Origin of the sequence: Planctopirus hydrillae (assembly GCF_001707835.1) — a bacterium.
Classification (GTDB): Bacteria; Planctomycetota; Planctomycetia; order Planctomycetales; family Planctomycetaceae; genus Planctopirus; species Planctopirus hydrillae.
On the sequence record NZ_LYDR01000039.1, the window covers coordinates 50959 to 72871 of the forward strand.

At 54.9% G+C, this 21913-nt stretch carries 14 protein-coding genes; 7 read left to right on the forward strand and 7 right to left on the reverse strand.

Annotation, left to right across the window (positions count from 1 at the left end; translation table 11 throughout):
* Positions 1-75 precede the first annotated feature (75 nt).
* Positions 76-1551, forward strand: coding sequence for an outer membrane protein assembly factor BamB family protein (locus A6X21_RS03375; RefSeq protein WP_068846102.1), 1476 nt, complete (start codon positions 76-78; stop codon positions 1549-1551).
* 143 nt (positions 1552-1694) lie between these two features.
* Here A6X21_RS03375 and A6X21_RS03380 read toward each other — a convergent pair whose 3' ends face one another.
* A complete protein-coding gene (locus tag A6X21_RS03380; RefSeq protein ID WP_068846103.1) occupies positions 1695-3602 on the reverse strand; it encodes an RDD family protein in 1908 nt (635 codons plus the stop codon).
* 239 nt (positions 3603-3841) lie between these two features.
* On the opposite strand from A6X21_RS03380, the gene A6X21_RS03385 reads away from it, so the two are divergent.
* The 4 genes from A6X21_RS03385 (at position 3842) to A6X21_RS23580 (ending at position 11556) form a co-directional block, all read left to right on the forward strand.
* On the forward strand, positions 3842-5671 hold the full coding sequence (locus A6X21_RS03385; RefSeq protein WP_068846104.1) for a UbiD family decarboxylase: 1830 nt from the start codon (positions 3842-3844) through the stop codon (positions 5669-5671).
* A 73-nt stretch (positions 5672-5744) separates the two neighbouring features.
* The gene (locus A6X21_RS03390) at positions 5745-7376 is read left to right on the forward strand and encodes a HEAT repeat domain-containing protein (RefSeq protein WP_131818172.1); all 1632 of its coding nucleotides are present in this window, start codon (positions 5745-5747) and stop codon (positions 7374-7376) included.
* Complete coding sequence (locus A6X21_RS03395) at positions 7373-8344, forward strand: GNAT family N-acetyltransferase (RefSeq protein ID WP_068846106.1); 972 nt, start codon at positions 7373-7375, stop codon at positions 8342-8344. The genes A6X21_RS03390 and A6X21_RS03395 overlap by 4 nt, the downstream gene beginning before the upstream one ends.
* A gap of 611 nt (positions 8345-8955) precedes the next feature.
* Complete coding sequence (locus A6X21_RS23580) at positions 8956-11556, forward strand: chromosomal replication initiator protein DnaA (protein WP_083233372.1); 2601 nt, start codon at positions 8956-8958, stop codon at positions 11554-11556.
* A gap of 22 nt (positions 11557-11578) precedes the next feature.
* Here A6X21_RS23580 and A6X21_RS03405 read toward each other — a convergent pair whose 3' ends face one another.
* The 3 genes from A6X21_RS03405 to A6X21_RS24525 form a co-directional block, all read right to left on the reverse strand.
* Positions 11579-13357 carry a sensor histidine kinase gene (locus A6X21_RS03405; protein WP_068846107.1) on the reverse strand — a complete coding sequence of 593 codons (1779 nt, stop codon included), beginning with the start codon at positions 13355-13357 and terminating at the stop codon, positions 11579-11581.
* Between the two features lie 55 nt (positions 13358-13412).
* Positions 13413-14120: a response regulator transcription factor gene (locus tag A6X21_RS03410; RefSeq protein WP_068846108.1), complete on the reverse strand. Its 708-nt coding sequence runs from the start codon at positions 14118-14120 to the stop codon at positions 13413-13415.
* Positions 14121-14395: 275 nt separating this feature from the next.
* Positions 14396-15472, reverse strand: a complete 1077-nt coding sequence (locus tag A6X21_RS24525) for a hypothetical protein (RefSeq protein ID WP_165603671.1) — start codon at positions 15470-15472, stop codon at positions 14396-14398.
* 401 nt (positions 15473-15873) lie between these two features.
* Between A6X21_RS24525 and A6X21_RS03430 the strand changes: the two genes are divergently transcribed.
* On the forward strand, positions 15874-17181 hold the full coding sequence (locus tag A6X21_RS03430; RefSeq protein ID WP_083233373.1) for a Gfo/Idh/MocA family protein: 1308 nt from the start codon (positions 15874-15876) through the stop codon (positions 17179-17181).
* A 124-nt stretch (positions 17182-17305) separates the two neighbouring features.
* Here the strand turns inward: A6X21_RS03430 and A6X21_RS25470 are convergent, their stop codons facing one another.
* A complete protein-coding gene (locus tag A6X21_RS25470) occupies positions 17306-17560 on the reverse strand; it encodes a ferredoxin family protein (protein WP_068846112.1) in 255 nt (84 codons plus the stop codon).
* Between the two features lie 78 nt (positions 17561-17638).
* Here A6X21_RS25470 and A6X21_RS03440 point away from each other — a divergent pair, with 78 nt between their 5' ends.
* A complete protein-coding gene (locus tag A6X21_RS03440; RefSeq protein WP_068846113.1) occupies positions 17639-19096 on the forward strand; it encodes a protein kinase domain-containing protein in 1458 nt (485 codons plus the stop codon).
* 54 nt (positions 19097-19150) lie between these two features.
* Here A6X21_RS03440 and A6X21_RS03445 read toward each other — a convergent pair whose 3' ends face one another.
* Both A6X21_RS03445 and A6X21_RS03450 read right to left on the reverse strand, forming a co-directional pair.
* On the reverse strand, positions 19151-20170 hold the full coding sequence (locus tag A6X21_RS03445) for a D-alanine--D-alanine ligase family protein (protein ID WP_068846114.1): 1020 nt from the start codon (positions 20168-20170) through the stop codon (positions 19151-19153).
* Positions 20171-20239: 69 nt separating this feature from the next.
* On the reverse strand, positions 20240-21628 hold the full coding sequence (locus tag A6X21_RS03450; RefSeq protein WP_068846115.1) for a hypothetical protein: 1389 nt from the start codon (positions 21626-21628) through the stop codon (positions 20240-20242).
* Between the last annotated feature and the right edge of the window lie 285 nt (positions 21629-21913).

A 21913-nucleotide genomic window follows, 5' to 3' on the forward strand; every position in this document is an offset into this window, starting at 1 on the left:
AAGATGTGTTGGCGGAAACAGCATGACTTCTCCACAACATTAGAATTTAGCGGTCGTCCATAGAGAGCAAATGAAATGAATCGATTGTACTTGCAGGTTTGTGGATGGATCACGGCTGGTCTGTCTCTTTGGGGCACATCTCAGGCGACAGAAGTATGGCCTGGCTTTCGAGGCCGGGGAGACAGCCATCTGGATGGTGGCCAGCTCCCATGGTCCTGGGAAGCGCGAGGTCAGGTTCAGGGAAACTGGTCGATCCGACTCAAAGGCTACGGGCAATCCAGCCCTGTCGTCTGGAAAAATGTCGTTTATGTGACATCCATCTCGGGAGAGATGAAGGAGCACCTGCACCTTTTCGCGTTTCATCTTGCTGACGGTGCCCTTCTTTGGGAGAAGGAGTTTTCCGCCACTCAGAAGGTGAAGGATAGCGACACTGTCAGCCGGGGGGCTCCGACGCCCGTTGTCGATGATGGTCATGTTTACGCCATGTTTGAAAGCGGCGATCTGTTTGCACTCGACCACTCCGGAAATCTGAAGTGGGAGCGATCTATTGTCAAAGACTATGGTGAGTTCAAGGGCCCGCATGGCTATGCCAGTTCACCGCTGCTGGTGAACGACCTGTGTGTCATTCAAGTGGCGCATGCAGGCCCTTCCTACATTCTGGCTCTGGATCGAAAGACTGGCCAGAACCGCTGGAAGGTTGATCATCCGTCACAAACAGGGTGGAGTTCGCCAGCGGTTTACGACAAGGCTGGCCAGTCTCAGATCCTCATTTCGACTGCTGGGAGTGTCCGCTCTTTGAATCCTGAGAATGGGGCCACACTTTGGATCAGCGAAGAGATTCAGGGGAACTCCACAGCATCTCCCACAGTGGTCGGAGATCTCGTTGTGATTGGTGCCGCTACAGAGCGGGGCGGTGGCGGCGGACGACGCAGTGGGACAACCCCACCTGGCGCCACTCCATCGACTTCGACGACTTCAACTGCACCTGCTCAGACTTCTCAAGGTGAACAGCCTAAGGATGTCACATCAAAGCCTCCGGGTCCTTCAGGAAATGAATCGGCGGGTTCGCCATCCAGCGGTGAGCGTCCGCAGAGTCCACCTTCCAGCAAACCTACGGGAAGTGGAGTTTTTCGCCTGGATGATCGTTCGGCCGAGCAGACTCGTCTGGTCTGGAAGTCTGATAAGGTTTCTTCGGGCTATGCTTCACCCGTTGTTGTGGGAGATTTCGTCTACTTTGTGAATCGAGTGGGTGTCGTGACGTGTGCAAGACTCAGCGATGGAGCGATCCAGTGGCAACACAGGCTCCCCGGTGAAGTCTGGGCCTCTCCAGTTGCCAATAATGGACACGTCACTTTCTTTGGAAAGTTTGGCTTTGTCGTGACGCTCAAAAGCGGACCACAGATTGAAGAGGTCGCCGAAAGCAATATCTCGACCACCGAGGTCGTTTATGGAGTCGCCGCTGTTGATAACAGTTGGATTGTTCGCACTGGTCGAGGATTGATTCGGATCAGTGACCCATCGAATACGAAGCCGAGTTCTCCAACAAACTAAGGTTGGCTCTCGTGGTGGGATGGATGAAAAGGCTTTGCTGAACGAAAAGGGCGTCTGCAATCATGCACGAACGCCCTTTGCTTTTTAACCTGTGGATCCCCTGAATTTCGGACATTTCACAAGTCTGGCAAAGTCTAAACGATTCAAATTTCGTCAGAATTGTGCTGGGGTCGATAGGTGCGTACCACCACGGTATCAGCAAGCAGGTCGCCGACTCTTTGCCATTTGTACTGCAGGCCAATCAGCATGACTCCCACGACGTAGTTGAAAAAACCATCGATGAGAATGGCCGCATTTCGCAAGATCGAGCGAAAGAAGCCACAGGGTCTGAGTGTCGTTCTCAAGGTCTCAATCCGGCAGAGAAACTTGCCGGGAGTCGTGCCCCAGGTCCCTTCGACCCAGCAGTACATGAGAAACACAATCAGGAAATAGCTGAAGTAGCCCAGGCCCACCACTAAGGCCCAGATGGCCCATTCCGTCAGCTCCTTCTCAACCATGTTTCCATTCTGGAAAGTCCCGATCACTTCGGACCAGTCCATCTGATAAATGTAGTAACCGGCCAGTGCATACGGCGGGATGGAGAAGATCATAAAGTCGAAGGTGCGGGCAATTCCCCGGCGAAGAATCGAGGCCATCTCCACTGTCTGATCCGAAAGCTCCAACTGATTGGTACGGAACATGGCCATGAGAATGGTGGGTACCAGGCCAATGAAAATCAGCACGGAAAAGCCAAAGATCATGTTCCACTGGATGATCCCCAGGTAATAGGCCACTGCGGGCTGAGCAGCCCAACCGGCCAGCTTGATCGGCTTCTGCAGGTCTCCGTTAACCAGCGAATGCATCCGCAATCCGTGGGCCACATCGTTCGTAACAAAGACGATTGTGTCTTCACTGGCACCAGGAACTGCAAAGACGTCAGCATCGGCATTCACCTCCAGATCCGCACGGGTGACCAGCCTGGGTTCGGCAGACCAGCCAGCAGCAGTTCGTTCGTAGACCGAATAGAATTGGCCATTCACGTCCCGCATCACCAACCGCGTGACGTTGGGCGTCGGCAGAATCGCGAGTGGTAACAAATCGGCGGGAACATCGAGCTTCTCCCAGTCCTCGGCGTTCGAGGTGGCAGGATTGGGTTTGGGATCCTGATCAAACAGGGGTTCGTCCGGTCGGAGAAACTGATCAGCCTCCATCGAGCGATAAACGGTTTTTCCATCCTGCGATGCAACCAGATACACCTTGGCGCCCAGAGAGGCCGTCTTCACGTGCAGGTTATTCGTCGAGACGACCATATTCTCGCCAGGCGGGGCAACCATCGCAGGTTCTTCATCGTTGCCTGCCGGTGGCTCATCAGCGGGAGTCATGAATTCGGGAAGATTCAGCTCGATATCATAACTTTTGAGATCACCATCGATGAGATCTAATCCCAGGAGCAGAACCGGTTTTCCTTCGATAGATAAAATCGAGGTCGAATTCCTGCAGACAGGTCTGCCGCGAATCAACATCGCATCCGACTCGACTTCGCCCGGGCCAATGGCGGTCATATCAAACTGCGTTTCTCGCTCGACCGAGAGACCACCCTCAATTTTCTCCACGCGATACAGTGCATCGATGGTGACAAGGTGCGCCTGCTGGTCGTTCGCAAGGACTGCTACGGCGGCACTATCAGCAAGTGGCCTCGCAATGTCGCCATTGGCTTCCATCGGCAGTTTAACGCTTGATCCATCCTTCAGAGAGAACGCCACGAGTGAACCACGAACGCTCATGCCACCCACACCACCGACATATTGGTCTTCCGTTGCGACAACCAGGAAATCTCCCCATCGGGCAGAAAGCATCGGCTTGAAGCTGCGGACAATCGTAAAACCCTTCTCGATTTGCCGCTGCATGCGGAACTGCTCAAAAAACTGAATCGCGAACGGGCCCGCGACCGTCACGATGGCAAACGCGATCATCAGACCAACATAGACCTTTCGGCCCTGTTCAGATCGATAGCCCAGAGGTGGTGGATCGGAAAAGGGAACACTCTCTGGCGAAATCTGTGAACTGGACATATTCCCGGCTCTCCAAGTCTCAAAATTTGAGGGACTGGCAGAATTGTGAATTCAAGAACTGTTCGCGCAATTCCACTGGAAGAATGCAATGCACAAAGGTTGGCTTCAAGAGGTGGCGCTATAATCTTTTGTTTTGAACTTCATACTGACTCGTCCGCCATCAAGAGCAAACCGCGAGAAGTCGAAAATCTGCGGGTGGTCTGGAATCCACCCCATCCCCGAGGATGACTGAAAACACTATGGGATATGCGAGTTTACAGGCCTGTGTGCGTGATCTCGAACGACATCAAATGCTGAAGCGTATTGATGTCGAGATCGATCCCTGCCTGGAAATGGCTGAGATCCAGCGGCGGGTTTATCTGGCCAAGGGCCCGGCTCTTCTCTTTACCAGACCCAAAGGTTGCCGCTTTCCGATGGTTTCCAACCTGTTTGGAACGATTGAACGGACACGATTTCTTTTTCGTCAAGAGCTCGAAGCGGTTCGTCATCTGGTCGAACTCAAGATCGATCCGCAGCAACTGGCGAAAAAGCCGTGGCGATACTGGGATGTGCCACTGACTCTCTGGAAAATGTGGGTGCGGCGGGTGCGTTCGGGCCCGGTCACAGCCTGCGAAACGACGATCGGCCAATTGCCACAACTGAAGAGCTGGCCCAACGACGGAGGCGGCTTTATTACCTTACCGCAGGTCTATAGTGAAGATCCTTTCGCACCGGGCTTTGCTAAGTCGAATCTCGGGATGTACCGAGTCCAGTTAACAGGAAACGATTATCTGCCCGATCGTGAAATCGGACTGCATTATCAGATTCACCGCAGTATTGGAGTCCATCATGCCCATGCGGCCCAGCGTGGTGAACGACTCAAGGTTAATATTTTCGTCGGTGGCCCACCGGCGATGACCTTGGCCGCCGTCATGCCCTTGCCTGAAGGGCTCTCGGAACTTCTCTTTGGGGCCGCACTGGGTGGCAGGCCTATTCGCATGGTTTCGCGCCGGGGAGAACTTCCCTTCTGGGCCGATGCCGATTTTGTCATCACCGGCTCGATTGATCCCCATGAAACCAAGATTGAAGGCCCGTTTGGTGATCACCTTGGATATTACAGCTTGCCGCATCCCTTCCCGGTGATGCAGGTCGATAAGGTTTACCACCGCAAAGACGCCATCTGGCCATTAACGGTCGTCGGTCGGCCACCTCAGGAAGATACCTCGTTTGGTGAGATCATTCATGAGATCACTGGCCCGATCATTCCCACTGTCATACCCGGTGTGAAGGCCGTGCATGCCGTCGATGCGGCTGGTGTGCACCCTTTGCTGCTGGCAATTGGCAGTGAGCGATATACGCCTTATGCGAAGCGAAATCGTCCCCAGGAACTCCTCACACAGGCCAATGCAATCCTTGGACAGGGGCAGCTCTCGCTGGCCAAGTATCTGTTGATTGTGGCTCATGAAGACGAACCATCGCTCGACATTCACGATATCGAGGCCTACTTCGCTCATCTCTTGCGACGGATTGACTGGTCGCGTGATCTGCATTTTCAAACCAAAACAACAATTGACACACTCGATTATTCTGGGAGTGGTTTCAACGAAGGCTCAAAAGTGGTCATGGCTGCCACCGGGCCCGTTCGTCGCGAGCTACCCACCAGCATCACAGAAGAGTTTCATTTGCCAGATGGATTTCGAAATCCCAAACTCTGTATGCCGGGTGTGCTGGCGATTGAAGCTCCAGCCTTTCAACCGCATAACGCAGATCTGCGCGAGTTTTGCGACGCGTTTCCCGCAGATTCGCCGATCAACCGTTTCCCTCTGATTCTGCTGGTGGATGATGCTGATTTCTCGGCACGCACACTCAACAACTGGTTATGGGTGACGTTCACCCGATCGAACCCTGCCGTTGATATCGATGGCATTGGTGCGTTTACCGAAGCCAAGCATTTTGGCTGCACAGGTAGCCTCGTGATCGATGCACGAATCAAGCCTCAGCATGCCCCACCTTTGATCGAAGATCCTCAGGTCTCTGCCCGAATCGATCAATTGGCAATTCGAGGTGGGCCATTGGCAGGATTATGGTAGATTCAAGGGTGCATCCGGTGACCAAGGCCCCTTGCATCGTGACGACTGTGACAGGTCGTTATGGTGGTGACTCATGTCCTGCCAGCACAAATTCTGCCCGCCCGCTCGAACCACCCGTATCTTCTTGACGATGGTGTCTCTCGGAATCTGTCTGTCCCCTGGCGACTGGCCATTATCGGGCTTTGAACAGGCGACGGGCGGAAAAGTCTTGAGAAGATTTGCCTGGGCCGATCATCCACAGGTTGAACGAATGCAGGTTGAAGGAGAACAACCTGCAAGAGAGCCACGAGATGATGCTGCCAAAGATGCCCGCCAGCGCGTCGATCTGGCCTTGCAGACGCTCGACTATACACAGCCTCCTGCGCCGGAGTTGCTGGCTGATCTCAAACGACTGGTCGAGAGCCACGACGTGGATGATCTGGTTCGCCGCAGAGCTGCGATTGCTCTGGCCAGGCTGGGATCGCGAGCACCTTCGGGAGTGGTCTCATTAAAGCAAGTGCTGACTGAAGTGAAATCGGGCAAAGAACCTGCAAGTACACTTCTGTGGGTGTTACCTGCACTGGGCCGGTATGGTTCGCTGGCATATGACACAGCCGCCGATCTGGCGCTGATTGCGTTCGACAGCCATTACCCGGAGGAAATTCAGCTCAGTGCCATTGCGGCACTCGTCGAGATGGGAGCCACTCGCGAGGGCTTGACTGTGATCGAGAAGCTGTTGACCAATCGTCATTTGCCGCTCGAATTGAGAACAGCCGGAATGCAGGGGGTCATTGCCTATCGGCAGGAAGCGTCGATGCTCTTACCACAGGTCATGCGCTGGCTCGATGATGAAGACTTCGCTTTAAGAGCCATGGCGGCAGAGGCGATTGGCGGTTTTGGTGAGCGGGCAATGGTGGCCGAAGAACGGCTCGCCGCCATGTTCCTTGATGATCCTGCTCCACTCGCTCGGGAGAGCGCCGGTCAGGCTCTTCTTGCGATCTCTCCGCAGCCTCCCCTTTGGATTATCAATATCTATGACGAGACCGTGACAGAGATTGCCAAAGTGGAAGCCGCCATGTCGTCGGAATCGTTGGCTTCAATCTCCGGGCGTATTGCCGACGAACTCCAGGCCGAATTGGCATTGAGGCTCGCTGCCTTACGACTGCGGCAACTCGAGATCCTACGGCTGATGGGGAGTACCAGAGACTGGCCACAGAGGGTGACGAATCCCGCCGGCCGGCCGGCTGCATCTGAACTGAATCAATGGAAGCTCTGGCGAGTACGGTTTGCGGCAGCCCTCAAAAGTGATTCGCTGAAAGTCAGCCTGATGGCCTTAGAGATCCTGCTGCGATCAAATGCCTTGGAAAGTGTCGAATGGCAGCCGGTGATTCAGCGTGGATTGTTAAGTTCAAGCCCGGAAGAGCGGCGGGCGACAGTCATGCTTTTTCAGAAGTATCCCTGGGATGCCAGGTGCCAGACCTGGCTTGAGGGTTTACTGAAAGACCTGCAAGGCCAGACCCTGCAGGTCGAAGGGCAAACCTCTGCTATCCATGCACAACGTGGTGCCGAGCAGCGACTGGAGACCTTGCAACGAACCGATGGCGTGGCAGATCGTCAGGTCGTTCAGCAGGCAGCGACTCACCAGCGGCGACTGCTTTCTCAGCAAATCGCGGCTGTCCGAGCGGCACTTCGAGCCGTTGAAACCAGGAAGGTTCCCGCACCATGAAGGTGGTTGTGGCCAGCACTTCATCCAGTCAGGCTGCAGGAGCGAGACTCCTGTTTCCATTGGAAACAGACATTCAGGCTGAGGCCATGGCGGCCGGTGCTGAGGCTCGCTGGCTGCTGGCGTTGTCGACAGAAGGTGATGATGCCAGCGTGATCGGTGCTGCCCTGGCCCTGCCAGGAAAAGACGGGGTGATCATGGTCTGGCCCCCTCGAGTTCAAGAGGGTACTTCTGAACGGGTCGCTCAAGAGGTGGAAGACCACCTGCTGGAGCAGTTACGAATGGAACTGAGCCATGCCCGAGGCACATCGATGGGTGGCCCCATGGCATACGCCCAGTCATTGGCCGACCCGGAGGAATTGAATCGATGGCTGTTGCTCAAGCGGATTGGGTTTGAGCAGGTCGGAAACATTCTCTTTTATGGAAAAGACCTGCGGACGTACTGGTACGAAAAATCGCCAGAATTGGCAGAACCGGCTCAACTGCATGAACTTTTGGAAGGCGATGAAAACTGGCGAACGTTATCGTTCACCGACATGCAGGCCCCAGAGGAAGTCGCCCTCATTCTCGATTCCACCTTGCAGGGAAGTCTCGATCTCCCCTGCCTGGACGGCTTCCGTAGTGGTGCACAAATGCTGTTGGGACACCTCCAGTCGCCTCGATTCTGCAATGAGCTGACGCGTATCGCATTTGTGAAGAATCAACCAGTGGCTGTGGGAATGCTGTGTGAAGATGCAGAAAGAGCGACTGTGGAATTGTCGTACCTCGGCGTTGTCTTTGGGCAACGGGGCCAGAAATTTGGGCAACGACTGTTGAGAGAAATGGAACTGCGGGCACTGGCAAGGCGACAGCGCTGGGCCATGCTGGCTGTAGATGCCACAAATCATTTTGCGATAAAACTTTACGAGGATTGTGGCTATGTGCCGCTCTTCTCGCGAGAGGTTTTCATCCGCTTTCCAAACACTCCCTGAGAAAGAAATTGACAGCTTTTGAACATTGTCTGTCGGTCGAAATGAGTTCATTTTTGGCAGCGCTCGGCGGGCAAAACATGAGTTTTCCTGTGGAATCCGGACTGTTCTGCACGAGGCTGCGAGTTGCCAATTTTTTATGAACCCTTTGGGTTTGACTCCCCGCTGGCGGGGGGTAGCATCGCACCTGCTTTGAATGATTCAGGGCGGGTGGAGTTCAGTCTTCTCGATTGCTCGACACTTTGCTCGAAGTCAGATCAACGAGTTCATTGGTTCGATAGATGGCGGTTCGATAGATGGTGCGTCATCACGGGGCATCCAGTTTCCGTGAAGAGTCCAGACCTCATTCCATTCCATTTCATTGCCACCGATGCACAGTGTTTGTTTCTCTCAATCATTCAAACCCCTGACTCAATGCGAGTGGTTCTTTCGGAATTTGCATCCGGAGGCAAGCACTTCAGCGAGTCGGGAATCCACGAGTCCCCCACAATCCACGGCGGCCTGCTCTTTCCCCTTTTCAAGCCTGACTTTCTCCATGCTGATGGAATGTGTTCCATCCAGCACTCTGAAAGTACGTCCTGACAAAGTGGTTTGGGCATGGGAGGGTCTGCACGATGCAACCCGGCATGATGCTGGCGAACCCCGGAATCAATCATGATGAACGAGATCAACAACAGACAGTTCAGGCTCCCGCCGCCCCACTACAAGGCGTGCCACAGCTTCTATCTGAGAGTGCCGATGGACAGTCTGAATCTGATGTTCAGACGGCCGTTAACCACGTACGGCTCGCTGGAAGTTTCGACAGGGGAAGTCTCGTCAGGCCGAATGCTCTGACTCAACACTCTCCAGCACAGGGTTTTCCAGCACCGAGTTCTCCACCAAAGCGCTCCGCGAAACATGACTCTCATCCCACGAGAGCCAAACTTCCGCAGGAAGCGGCTTCCTTAGGATCTGTCCTGATGAAGGCAGGTCTTTGTCACGCCACTTCCAGCCGAACCAACGGATCGCTGCAATCAGCAGATGACCGCGATGTCTCTGTTGCGTCGATCGTTGCGAACCAGTCTTCGTCGATCGTTCCGAACCAGGCGCCTGCGAAACGATCCGCGGCCACGGCCAGTGTTTCGCCGGACCTGACCAAGGGGGCACCGGATTCTGCCAAAGCATTATTGTTCAATACGGCACCAATGTCTGATGCAGGGGCCTTGCAGATCTTTCAGGAAGCATTGATCGAGGCCATCGGGTCATCTCGATATGAGATGCTCTTTGCTCGAAAAGTCACTTTCGACTGGCAGCAAGTGGAGGCCACAACGTCTCATCATCAGGCGGGGCGACTGGTCCTGCGAATTGAAGACGAGTTCTTACGAAACTGGCTGAGGCGCGAATACCATCCCCTGCTGGAGCGACTGGCTCGTGAATGCCTGCAGGGCAGTACCGTTTCATTCAGCGAAGATGCGTCACCTGGTCAAAGCACATCCTCTGCGAAGATCACATCAGCTCATACGACAAATCACGAAGAGACTTTATCAAGGAACCCCTCAGAAAAGATTTCCACAGCAAATACCGGAGCGATCACACAACTTCCCGCACAGAATCGCAAGCCTTCCGAGAACCCGAGAAAGTCGGCGGTCTCTGACTTGAAGTTGGGAGCCACAATCTCCACAATCCCCTCCCCGGATCAACCGGCTGAGCATCATACAGCAGATCAGTTTTCTGGTGCTGTTGAACAGCGTATTGATAGACAGTGTGCCGACAAACCAAGTGTCAATAAGTCGTCGAGAGTTCTTCCAGTCAGCAATTTTCCGGGAGCCAATCTCGACGTGATGCGATCTGAATCGGCCAACCATCCTGTTTCCCAGAACCTGCCACTGGCTGCCAAGGCTTCGGCCAAAAGCCAATTGGCAGTTGGGAATAAAGTCGCTGATGATCAGGTGGTCGGCAGCGTGCCAGGCCGAACTCCGCTGGTCTCCCAGATGGCAGGTCCTCGCCGGGGACCTTATGTCTCTTCGATGGCTCAGGTAATAGCGAACCAGGTACCAGCCAATCATGTACCAACGAACCAGGCGCCAATCATCCAGGCGGCTGGGTTCTCTTCAGCATCTCACGAATCTCGTTCAAACTCAGGAGCGGGATCTCATCATCCAGCTTCTTTGGGGAGAACAAACACTGCGAAAATGTCGCGTCGCCCGATGGAACTGAGTGATCTCGTCGTCGGTCCAGGGAATGAACTGGCTCTGGCAGCGGCCCGCAAAATTTGCGACGAAGTGCCGGCTCCATTCAATCCTCTTTATCTGTTTGGCAATGTGGGGATTGGCAAGACCCACCTGCTGGAAGGAATTTCCCGGCAATTGCGCAGACAGCATCCCGGGCTCAATGTGCTGATGATGACTGCCGAACAGTTTGCCAACTGTTTTACCCAGGCACTGCGTGACAAAACGTTGCCTTCATTCCGGCAGAAGTTTCGCAATGTCGATGCCCTCCTCATTGATGATGTTGATTTCCTCGACAACACGCGGGTGATACGCGAAGAATTTCTCCATACATTTACCGAACTTGCAGATCGTGGGCGGGCCATTGTGCTGACAGCCGATCGGCACCCTAAGCTCCTCTCGAAACTGGGGGATGAACTGGTCACACGCTTCATGTCGGGGCTTATCTGTCGGGTCGAAGCACCTGATCAGGCCACGCGTGAACGGATCGTGCAGATGAAAGCCGCCCGCATGGGGACGGATATCAGTGAAGAAGCACTGATGTGGGTGGCACAAAAATTCCGCAATAATGTGCGGGAACTCGAAGGAGCTCTCAACTGCCTCCACACGTGGTACACAATGAGCGAACGGCGGGTCGGTCTGGCCACGGCGCGGCAGATTCTGGCTGATCTCGAACGCGATTGTCTCAAGATCGTCCGACTGGCCGATATCGAGCAGACGATCTGTACGCTCTTTGGCGTTCGGCCTCGTGAACTGAAATCATCCAGCCGGGCCCGCACAGTGAGTCAGCCGCGAATGCTCGCGATGTTTCTGGCGAGAAAGCACACCCAGTCGGCCTATCAGGAAATTGGCCAGCATTTTGGCGGGCGAAATCACAGCACCGTGATGGCTGCCGAGAAAAAAGTGGGCGAATGGCTCGATTCGAACAGTGAGCTTCATCTCGGTGGACGAGACTGGAACATTCGCGAACTGATGGACACCCTCGAACAACAGCTTCTGGCCAGTTGAAGGCTGTTGTGACCATACCGAGTTATTCACTCGTTGTTTGAGAATTGATTGTCTCTGGATCTGCTTCAATCTCAGTAGTGATCTTTGCCGCTACTTCGCGATACAACGGTAATACGACACAAAAGGTGCTGCCGCGACCCAGCTCAGTCGAGACATCGATCTTTCCGCCATGCAACTCGACAATCTCACGACAGATGGCCAGGCCCAGCCCATGGCCCGTTGAACCGGATGCCGAACGAGCGGCATCCGCCCGGAAGAATCTCTCAAACAAATGCGATCGTTCTTCAGCCGACATCCCCCGTCCAGTGTCCACGACGGAGATGCGGGCCGAGTCTGTATCCGAGGTGACAGTGACAAAGATCATCCCCTCGGGGGCATTGTACTCAATCGCGTTGTTGAGCAGGTTCGTAACGACCTGACCCAGAAACACAGCATCACCAAAAACAGTGGCCGAAGTGAGCTGCGCCGCCAGCTTTAACTGGTTGGTTTCCGCTTTGGGTTTGATCGACTCGATCGCATGTTCCACCACCGGCAACAGATCGATGGGCTGACAATTGAGTTGCAATCGACCCGAATCGGCTCTCGCCAGAGCCAATAGACTTTCCACCAGAGTGCGCATGCGGGAAGCGGAGCGACCACAGGCACTCAGTGCCTGACGATATTCCTGTGCCGAGCGTTCGCGAGCCAGCGCATGTTCCGTTTGTGCCAGGACCACTGCGATCGGCGTCCGCAATTCGTGGGAGGCATCTGAGGTAAAACGAACCTGTCGTTCAAAGCCGGCCTGTAATCGATCAAAGGTCGCATTCAGAACTTCAGCCAATGCCTGAAGTTCCGTTTTCAGTGGGGCCACGTCAATCCGTTGATTGAGTGTGCTGGCCGTCAGTTTATCGACCGTTTTGGAAATATCGTCGAGCGGGGAAAGCACGCGTCTGGCCAGCAGCCATGTCCCGGCGATACCGATGATCAGCGAAAGCAGTGCAATCAAGCCGGTTCGCAGCAGCAGACGCTGCAGGTCATCCCATTCTCGCTGAATCCATCGGCCCACGACAATCGAACGTGTTCGGCTGGGATCGAAGACTTTCACTTCCCAGCGACCATTCACCGAGCGGGATTGGGTCGGATCATGAATGGCGGCCGGGCCTCGCAGCTTCGATTCAGGAAAAGGAGCCAGTGCATCTTCGGGCAGATCAAATGACCGATCGATGATCTCACCCGTCTCTTCCCGGCGGACAAAAAAATACATCCGCTCCGGGGGGCCACGACGATCAAAGTCGGGCGGCCCGGCATTCCTTAGAAACGACTCTCCCGGTGGAAAATCATTCCTGCCCCCTCCCCGTGAATTAGGTCCATTGCGATCATTTCTTCGCTCGGGTTGCTCCTGGGGAAATTGGTCAGCAATGAGTGGCAGAGGCGGCTTACCTGCCTCACGACCTGCTGCATCTGAGTTTTGCTCAGGAGGGATCATGCCGGGAGGGCCGGGTTCACCAATCGGTCGTTCCCGTTCAAATCCATCACGACCGTGGCGATCTCGATCAACTCGATTTCCTCCATCGGTTGTGGGAAATCGATTGCCAAATCGGCCATTGGCCAGCACCGAGAATCCAAACGATCTGAGCTCACTTTCGATGCGCTCGATCGTTAATCGACGATTGGTTTCATAGAGCACGACGGCGAAGAACAGCAGCACTGCACCCAGCAGGAGAGTGACCCAGACGACGAGACTGCCGCGAATCGACCGCGAAGCGAACCTATTCCATAAGCCGGGAATGCCGAGCCATCGTTTGGAAGTCAATTCGACCACAACAGATTATCCAGCGCAGAATTTTTGAGACCCGGGCCTTGAGAACAACCGTCGTTTACGAAGCAGAATCGTGGGATGCATCATCCACAAGTTCTGCAGAAGATGCCTGACTATGAATGATGTACCCCAAGCCACGACGGGTCTCAATCACATCTCGGCCAAGTTTTCGCCTGAGATTCGAAATATGCACATCCAGCAGGTTCGAGAGCGATTCGTCATTTTCGTCAAAGATGTGGTCGTACAAATCAGTACGAGGAACGACACGACCCCGATGCAGTGCCAGATATTCAAAAATCGAGTATTCGCGGGCAGTCAGCACAATCTCGACATCGTCCCGGAAGACTTTGCGATGAATCAGATTGATCGTTACTCCCTGCCCGAGTTCGAGCAATGATTCGGATTCACCCGCTGCCCGCCGGATTAACGCCCGCAGTCTGGCCAGAAGTTCGCCACGATCAAAAGGCTTCACGAGGTAATCATCGGCCCCCTGATCGAGACCTTGCACTCGATCAGCCACACCATCACGGGCTGTGAGCATGAGCACGGGTGTTGATTTCTTCGCGCGAAGTTGTTTGAGAAGATCAAAACCGGAAAGCCGGGGGAGCATCCAGTCAAGCACAATGACATCGTATTCCCAGACAAGTGCACGATGCAGCCCCGATTCACCATCGGCAGCCGTATCAACGGCGTACCCTTCGTCTTCCAGCATTCCTCGAAGTGCAAACAGCAGATCTGGCTGATCTTCAACAATCAAGGCACGCATGCGGCGATAACTTCCTGGCTGGTCATGGATGTGTTGTAGAGGTTCCCTTGGGCGGATGACAGAAAAACTGCTGGCGACACGCGGAAAGTGGCCGCCAGCAGTTCTTGATCAGCACCCATCAGCCGGCAAACTGTCGAACCAATGCAACATGGCATCCAGAGAATGTGAACGATTCCTACCCACCGACATTCGGGCATCGGTTTTCACCCGTTCGAGAAACGATTCCCTTCAGGGTGGATGTCTGGCATGACAGTGGGTTGGAACAGTGGACCTGGTTAGCGTTTTTTCAACTCAGCGACTTCTTTTCGAAGAAGTTCTATCTGTTCGAGCAGTTCTGCAGTGGATGGACCGGGTCGCTCGGGACGTCGAACTTCCGGACCACCCTCACGAGGGCCGGGACGTTCTTCGCGCGGTCCACGCGGTGGTGGAGGCCCACCACCATCTTCTCGCGGCCCGCGTCCTTCGGGTCGTTCTCCACGCGGACCCGGCCCGCGTCCCTCTGGCCCACGCCCTTCTGGCCCACGACCCTCTGGGCCACCATCACGTGGTCCACGAGGAGGGCCACCAGCTTCATCGCGAGGCCCCGGCCCACGCCCCTCAGGCCCACGCCCTTCCGGGCCACCATCGCGTGGTCCGCGAGGAGGGCCACCGGCTTCATCACGAGGCCCAGGTCCACGACCCTCAGGCCCGCGACCCTCCGGGCCTCTTCCTTCCGGTCCACGACCTGGAGGACCAGGAGGTGTTGGGGGGTGCGGTAACTGAATGGTTTCACCATCACCAGGAGTCAGAGCACGAGCCACGACAAGCTCCGTACCTCGTGGTGTGCGTTCTTTGTGTCCATCGACCTTGAGCAGTGTCCCGACTGCCAGACGCTCCTTGAGTCGATTTCCCGCATGCGGCGGCAAGGCAATGCGAGTCCCATCATTGAGGATCACGCCATCAACGTCGCCATGAATGTTCTCCGAAATCCGGGCGACTTCGCCTTTGACTGTGACAGCCTCTCCCTGAAGCCAGTGTGGACCTTCGGGCACACGTCCTTCAGGCCCTCTGCCTTCGGGGCCGCGTCCCTCTGGACCTCTGCCTTCTGGTCCTCGTCCTTCAGGCCCGCGTCCTTCTGGACGTTCACCACGGGGCCGTTCTGGCCCGCCACGTTCTGGCCCGCCACGTTCTGGACGAGGTCGATCAGGGTTGTCACCTTCCGGGCGAGGACGCCCCGGACGATCTCCAGCCGGACGATCTCCAGCTGGGCGATCACCTTCAGGTGGTTGACCCCAGGCAAAAGACAGGCCGGAACTGGGGAGACTGACAGCCAGGCCAGTTAACAGAAGTATCGAGGCAGCCCATTTTCTCATCTGTTGTCACTCCTTGAAAAGACTCGACCAACGTCTTTCCTCAACACCAGAGATGAGCCAAGGTGTTGAGGAATTTTTCAGTTCTCAGGTCTGGATGTCAGAATCCTGCACCACGTGATTTCGAGCGTTACGAATTCGCTCTGCCAGCAGTGTAGCGGTCGATCCTGAAGCCTGAATGAAGCTCCATCGCGATCCGGTGCGAATGGTTTGTCTGTCGTAAATCGTCAAGAGAGTTGTTGACTTTGAAGTCGGCAAACCAGAGGATTCTGCGAGTACAGCGAATCAGCAACTTTGTACCAACGCTTCGTTGTATCACTCGCCATCTGCACACGCGGTTGTCATCGGACAACTCGACCCGCCCGTATGATGAACCTCCGCCCTCACCTTGGGAGCCACAGCACATGACTTCGCCATCCATGAATCCATCGGTTCGATCGTCCCGACGCCAGTTTCTAGGGCTTTCTGCCGCCTTGGCAGCGGGTTGTTTTGTCACCTCCCGCCCGGCGTTCTCAGCCTCGCGCTCTGCCAATGAAAAGCTCAACATTGCCGTCATTGGCCCGGGCGGACGCGGGCACGAGAACCTCATGGGTGTCTCCAGTGAAAACATCGTTGCGATTGTCGATGCCGACTTCCGTCGCGCCGCTAAAGCCTTCGAACTCTTCCCGAATGCCAGGAAGTTTTCCGACTATCGAAAACTGTTTGATACGCCCGATTTCTTCGATGCAGTGGTGGTGAGCACACCCGACCATACACATGCAGCACCCACCTCGATTGCCATGAAACAAGGCAAGCACGTCTACACAGAAAAGCCGTTAACGCATTCGTTGTTTGAAGCCCGTTCTTTGCAGGAGACGGCTGCCGCTGCCAAAGTCGCCACACAAATGGGAACGCAGATTCATGCCGGTGAAAACTACCGGCGAGTGGTCGAAATCATCCGCAGTGGTGCCATTGGCCCGGTGACCGAAGTGCATGTCTGGGTTGGTAAAGGCTGGGGTGGTGGCGAGCTTCCCCAGGAGTTTCCGCCGGTTCCCGAAGGGCTCGATTGGAATTCCTGGGTCGGACCGGCACCTTTCCGGGAATTCCACCCCACTTATGTTCCAGCCAACTGGCGCCGCTGGTGGGATTTTGGGAATGGCACGCTGGGCGACATGGGCTGCCATTACATGGATCTTCCCTTCTGGGCACTGGGGCTGAAGCACCCGACGAAAATCACAGCCGAAGGGCCAGCTCTGAATCTGCAGACAGCACCCATTGGCATGACAGCCGAGTACGAATTCCCCGCGGTGGGCAGTCAGCCCGCGTGCAAACTCAAGTGGTACGACGGCACAATGACGCCCAAGGAAGTTCGTGGTCGTAAAGTGCCTGGTTCGGGTGTTTTATTTGTGGGAAGTGAAGGCGAAATGTTCGCCGATTACGGCAGCTACAAGCTTTATCCCGAAGAGAAGTTTGCCGATTTCAAACCACCCGCACCAACGATCCCTCGCTCCATTGGACACCATCAGGAATGGATCAGGGCCTGCAAAACGGGCGAGCCGACAACCTGTTCGTTCGATTACTCCGGGCCACTGACAGAGACTGTGTTGCTGGGCTGCCTCGCTTATCGCATGCAGAAGCCCATTGCCTGGGATGCCGTCAATCTCAAGTGCCCCGGCACTCCCGAAGCCGACGCCATCATCAACCGCCCTTACCGCGAAGGCTGGACGCTGTAAACGGCTGGTGATGATCAGAGCAATTCGAGAGAGGCCTGGCCGGATTGGTCGGGCCTCTCTGTTTTAAATTGCATGACCGCAGCCCGGCCAAGCGGGTCGACTTTTTTTCAATTTGTAAATCTGGTCACGGTTTCGCAGGTGGACAGACTCGTGACCGCTGAGCATTCAACTCCACAAAGTGTTGCCATTGTGCGGGCACATTGTCTTCGTGGAAAATCGCAGAGACGGGACATTCGCCGACGCACGCATCACAATCAATGCATTCTTCCGGGTTGATGTAGACCATCTCCGCATCTTCATGGAAGCAGTCGCATGGGCAGACCACAAGGCAGGCTTTGTCTTTGCAACCTATGCAAGGTTCAGTCACAACCATCGTCATGGGGAGTTTCTCCGATTCGAACTTCGGGACTTGGAAACCGTCTGCTCAGGAGATGAGAAACTGGACGAAAAAGCGGACATGCCAGCATCAGAAAATCCGAAAATCGATCTGCACGATCAATCTGGTGCGGAACTGGTCAAACTTTGGGCTTCAGGGAATCAAGACGCTGCGCAAATACTTGTTGCGCGGTATCAGATTCGACTTATGGCCATGATCAGTGCTCGCTTATCGGCTCAGTATCGCCACCGAATCGCGACAGAGGATGTTGTGCAGTCAGCACTGGTGAGCTTCTTCCGTACGACTCGCGATCAACAAAAGTGTCCAGTCAATCCGACATCAACGAAATCTGTCTGGGATCTTCTCGCTCTCTTTGCCCGCCGCAAGTTATCCCGGGCAATTGAACGGGAAGACGCCAGCAAAAGAGGTGGCCAGTGGAGGCGATACTCATTTGAGCAGGTCGAAAACAACTTCCCAGCTTCGCCCGGTTCTCATGAACTTGAGGAACTGCTGATCGATCTCCGCTCGCAACTGGATGATAATCAAACACAGCTTCTTGAACTTCTCCTGCAAAATGCGACTCAGAAAGAAATTGCACAGCAATGCGCTGTCGATGAGAGGACGATTCGCCGGCGCTTATCGACTTTGCGAAACCTGATCGCTGCACAATGGGCAGATGAGTTTGAATTCCCCGCTGAAGAACCACAGTTCAATCGATTGATTTCGCTACCTCAAATCACGTATCGACAATTTGTGCTTGGTAAGCTTGTCGGGAGGGGGGCTCTTGGGAAAGTTTATCGAGCGAGATGGCAGCCTCACGGTCAACTGATTGCTGTGAAGTTCATGCACCGCAGTCTATGGGCTCAACCCGAGTCTCAGGAGTCCTTTCTCCGGGAAATTGATCTCGCTTCAAAGATTCGTCATCCGGGCATCGTCAGATATCTTGGCTGGGGAAGATCTCCTCACGGTGGACCATATCTATTAAGCGAATACATTGATGGTTCCGCATTAACGAATTGTTCAATGGCAGATGCTTCCACTCGATGGAAGTGGTTGATCAACGTTTGCGACGCGGTCGCAGCATCTCATCAGTCAGGGGTCATTCATGGTGATCTCACACCTGCCAATATCCTGATTGCGCACGATGGTCGTGTCGTTGTCACTGATTTCGGTTTTGCCAAAAGAAGTTATCCAAAAACACGGGGCGATAATGCCGACTTAAAGTTCGTCTCGCCTGGCGGAACAATTGGCTTTGCTGCACCTGAGCAGATTTCGACCGCCTTTGGAAACATCACTCCGGCGACGGACATCTATGCCCTCGGTGCTCTCGCGTTCTATCTGCTGTTTGGCAGGGGGCCACACCAGAAAGTCGAGCAATCGATAGTCGAGACGCTTGATGAAGAAGATGTCGTCATCATGGAAACGCAAACCACTGCCGAAGAAACCAGGTTGGCGAAAGTCGTCAACCGAGCACTCAAGAAGGCTGTCATACGGCGCCCTCAGTCGATTGCTGAACTCCTCGATGGCTTGAGCGATTAGAGTTTATGATTGACCTCCCGCTCAAGACTTCGTGGCCGGTTGTTTCGTCTAAGACTATTGAGGCCTTTGCCGAGCCTGAGTCGAGAACGAAGCACGCCTGAGTAAGTGAGGTCTGCGGGGGCGTCTTTGGATGGCGCGGTAAATGGACTCTTCGCACAGTTCTCCCAAAGTCCAACCGGCTTGTTGAGCCGCCTTGGGGACGAGGCTGTGATCGGTCAATCCGGGAATGGTATTGATTTCCAGCACCCAGGGGTTCCCTGCCGCATCGAGCATCAGATCGACTCGTGAGATTCCAGTCACACCCAGAGCGTGGACGGCTCCCCGGCAGGCGTTTTCCAGCTTCTGTCGGCATGTTGCCGGGAGAGGTTTATCGAAGATGTAACGTGTGTGATCGTCTTCGTATTTCGCGACCCAGTCGAAAAACTCGCGGTCTGTCTCGATACAGATCGGTGGCAGGATTTCGTCGTCATGCAGGCCGACGGTCCATTCGCTGCCCACAATCGCCGCTTCCATAATCAGGGCTTCATCGTAATGGCGTGCCCTTTCATAAGCGGTTTGAAGTTGCTCTGGCTGGCGGACAATCGAGACGCCCAGGCTCGATCCTTGCGATGCGGGCTTAATGACCACAGGCCAACCCAGTTCCCGGGCTTTCATCAGCAAACTGTCGAAAGACTCGTGAGGTGAAAGTTCGCACCATGCGGGAGTCGGCACCTGCATGCGATCAAAATTCTGTTTGGCAATGCGTTTATCAAACGCGAGACGGGAAGCCTGACTGCTGCTCCCCGTGTAAGGAATTCCGGATTCTTCGAGCAATGTCTGCACACCGCCGTCTTCGCCAAACCGTCCATGCAGGGCAATAAAGACCGCATCGAAGCCGTTCCAATCCATTCCCTTGAGCGAAACGATGGCGGGGTCAATGGGCAGTATGAAATGACCACGCTCCTGCAAGGCCTGAGAAACGGCCTGCCCACTTCTCAGGCTGATTGTCCGCTCGTCCGAATCACCACCAGCCAGCAAGGCAATGTTCCATCGCGGTGGGTTCGTGGCAGCAGACTGTAGGTTCCCGCGTGACATTCCCAGCACCTTGCGGAAAGAAGCGTGTCGATCAGATCACTTGACTCACGGATCACATGGCGACGGTGATCAGCGAATCGCCCGTTTCTTTAAGTATTTCTCGAGTGCGTAATGGCCCGCTTCTGTCTGTCGAACGACGAGTGCTCCGGTTGATTGAAACACACGGATACTGCCACTGTTGGGGCCTTTCCATGATTTCGGCTGGACACTGGCCTGAATCTCACTGACCAGTGCATCGAAATCGGGTTGACCATTGACCAGCGGAGCAAGCTCTCCCGCAGGATAGGTCTTCACGAAGTAATCTTCCGGTTTTGGCCGGAGTTGTTCTGCATGGCCAATCAACACGATTTCATGTTTGACGGCATAGGCCAGTTCGGCCGCTGCGACAAGTTGTTCGATCACTTCATCGGCTGGTTGATCAGCAATGTTCAAGGTGACGGTGTCGTCAAGTTTTGGCCGGGACGAAACCAGTGCCGCAGGGTCGATGACGATATTCACTCCGGCTTCTTCAGCCACTTTGCGGAGAGCCGAGCGGCGGGTTTCGTTGGTGAGGCTGACCGTGATCTTTTTCGACAAGCGATCAAGAACTGTTTCGGAAGTAATCACCGGTTCGGTTTGACCAGCCGGAGCACGGCCCACAGAACCTGGACTGGAAGCAGAACTGGGAGAGCTTCCCATTACATCGCTTGAAGCCAGAGGTGCCGCTTGATCATTGGGAATGAATGCCCTGGGGCGACTATGAGCAGCGTTGACAGGAGAAGGCGGAAGATCGGGAAGATCAGGGAACGCGAGATTTTTGGCCTGACTTCGTTCCGTTTCGAGAGTGGAATTTGCATCGGGAGTCGGGCTACTACCGATTTGAGGCATGGCGGCGAATTGCTCAGCTGTCCCTCCCAATGATCGGGGAGCCTGAACGCTTCCCACGGGTGCAGCAGCGACTGCAGGTGGTATGGCGGCTGGCAATGTGGAAACTTCTGCGGGGCGATTGAATGAGTTGGAAACCGCGACAGTGAACTCGAAGCGTTGGCCGTCGGGCTTCTCGGTGACAAAACCAGAGGGGGTTCCTGTTGTTTGAATACGGGGAGTCGCCACCACAGTTTGTACGCCCTGCTCATCCACCTCGATGACCTGGACCTGAAAGATGTAATGTTTTGCTTTTGTGGGAGTCGTCGGCGCGGCACCTGAGGCGGTGATGATTGTTGCCGGCTGGGGAACCAGCGAATCGTGGCCCATCAGACGACGGGGGGCTGAGTTGCTGTTTTCGACACCTAATGCCGAGACAGGCGGCTCCTGACTCGGGATCTGCTCCTGAGCGTACAGACCGGGAAGCTGATGGAAGGCGATCGCGCCCCACAGGCTGGCCGCCAACAGTCTGGCTGCCCATCGGCCCAGGCAGAGGTCAACCCCATGCTGAGCCATGGCTGAGGTGATTGCCATCCATGGTTGGGAAACTCCCATACCGACTCCTCCCTGAGTCTTTGTTCTCTCGAACCTGAGTCTAACTTCTTCCCATGCTGGCAAACGTCATGTTGGCACAGCGATTTCTGCTTACGATGTCATCCAGCCCTGATGTCTTCCATCTCCGATGCTTTCCAACCCGCATATCTTCAAACCTGGGCTGTACGGCTGAAACTCTTCCTTTGCAAAATCTGACTGCTCAAAAGTAGAGGCTGAGCAGTGGCAGAATCTGCCGAAATGAATCTCTCGAAGAAGACTGGTCATCAACGTCAATTGGCCAACAGG

Bases quoted from the DNA above. Each gene is read 5' to 3' on its own strand.
- A6X21_RS03380 (WP_068846103.1), bottom strand. From the start codon at position 3,602: ATGTCCAGTTCACAGATTTCGCCAGAGAGTGTTCCCTTTTCCGATCCA.
- A6X21_RS03395 (WP_068846106.1), top strand. From the start codon at position 7,373: ATGAAGGTGGTTGTGGCCAGCACTTCATCCAGTCAGGCTGCAGGAGCG.
- A6X21_RS03445 (WP_068846114.1), bottom strand. From the start codon at position 20,170: ATGTCACGCGGGAACCTACAGTCTGCTGCCACGAACCCACCGCGATGG.
- A6X21_RS23580 (WP_083233372.1), top strand. From the start codon at position 8,956: ATGCAACCCGGCATGATGCTGGCGAACCCCGGAATCAATCATGATGAA.
- A6X21_RS03375 (WP_068846102.1), top strand. From the start codon at position 76: ATGAATCGATTGTACTTGCAGGTTTGTGGATGGATCACGGCTGGTCTG.
- A6X21_RS24525 (WP_165603671.1), bottom strand. From the start codon at position 15,472: ATGAGAAAATGGGCTGCCTCGATACTTCTGTTAACTGGCCTGGCTGTC.
- A6X21_RS03410 (WP_068846108.1), bottom strand. From the start codon at position 14,120: ATGCGTGCCTTGATTGTTGAAGATCAGCCAGATCTGCTGTTTGCACTT.
- A6X21_RS03390 (WP_131818172.1), top strand. From the start codon at position 5,745: ATGTCCTGCCAGCACAAATTCTGCCCGCCCGCTCGAACCACCCGTATC.
- A6X21_RS03440 (WP_068846113.1), top strand. From the start codon at position 17,639: ATGCCAGCATCAGAAAATCCGAAAATCGATCTGCACGATCAATCTGGT.
- A6X21_RS03430 (WP_083233373.1), top strand. From the start codon at position 15,874: ATGACTTCGCCATCCATGAATCCATCGGTTCGATCGTCCCGACGCCAG.
- A6X21_RS25470 (WP_068846112.1), bottom strand. From the start codon at position 17,560: ATGACGATGGTTGTGACTGAACCTTGCATAGGTTGCAAAGACAAAGCC.
- A6X21_RS03450 (WP_068846115.1), bottom strand. From the start codon at position 21,628: ATGGGAGTTTCCCAACCATGGATGGCAATCACCTCAGCCATGGCTCAG.
- A6X21_RS03385 (WP_068846104.1), top strand. From the start codon at position 3,842: ATGGGATATGCGAGTTTACAGGCCTGTGTGCGTGATCTCGAACGACAT.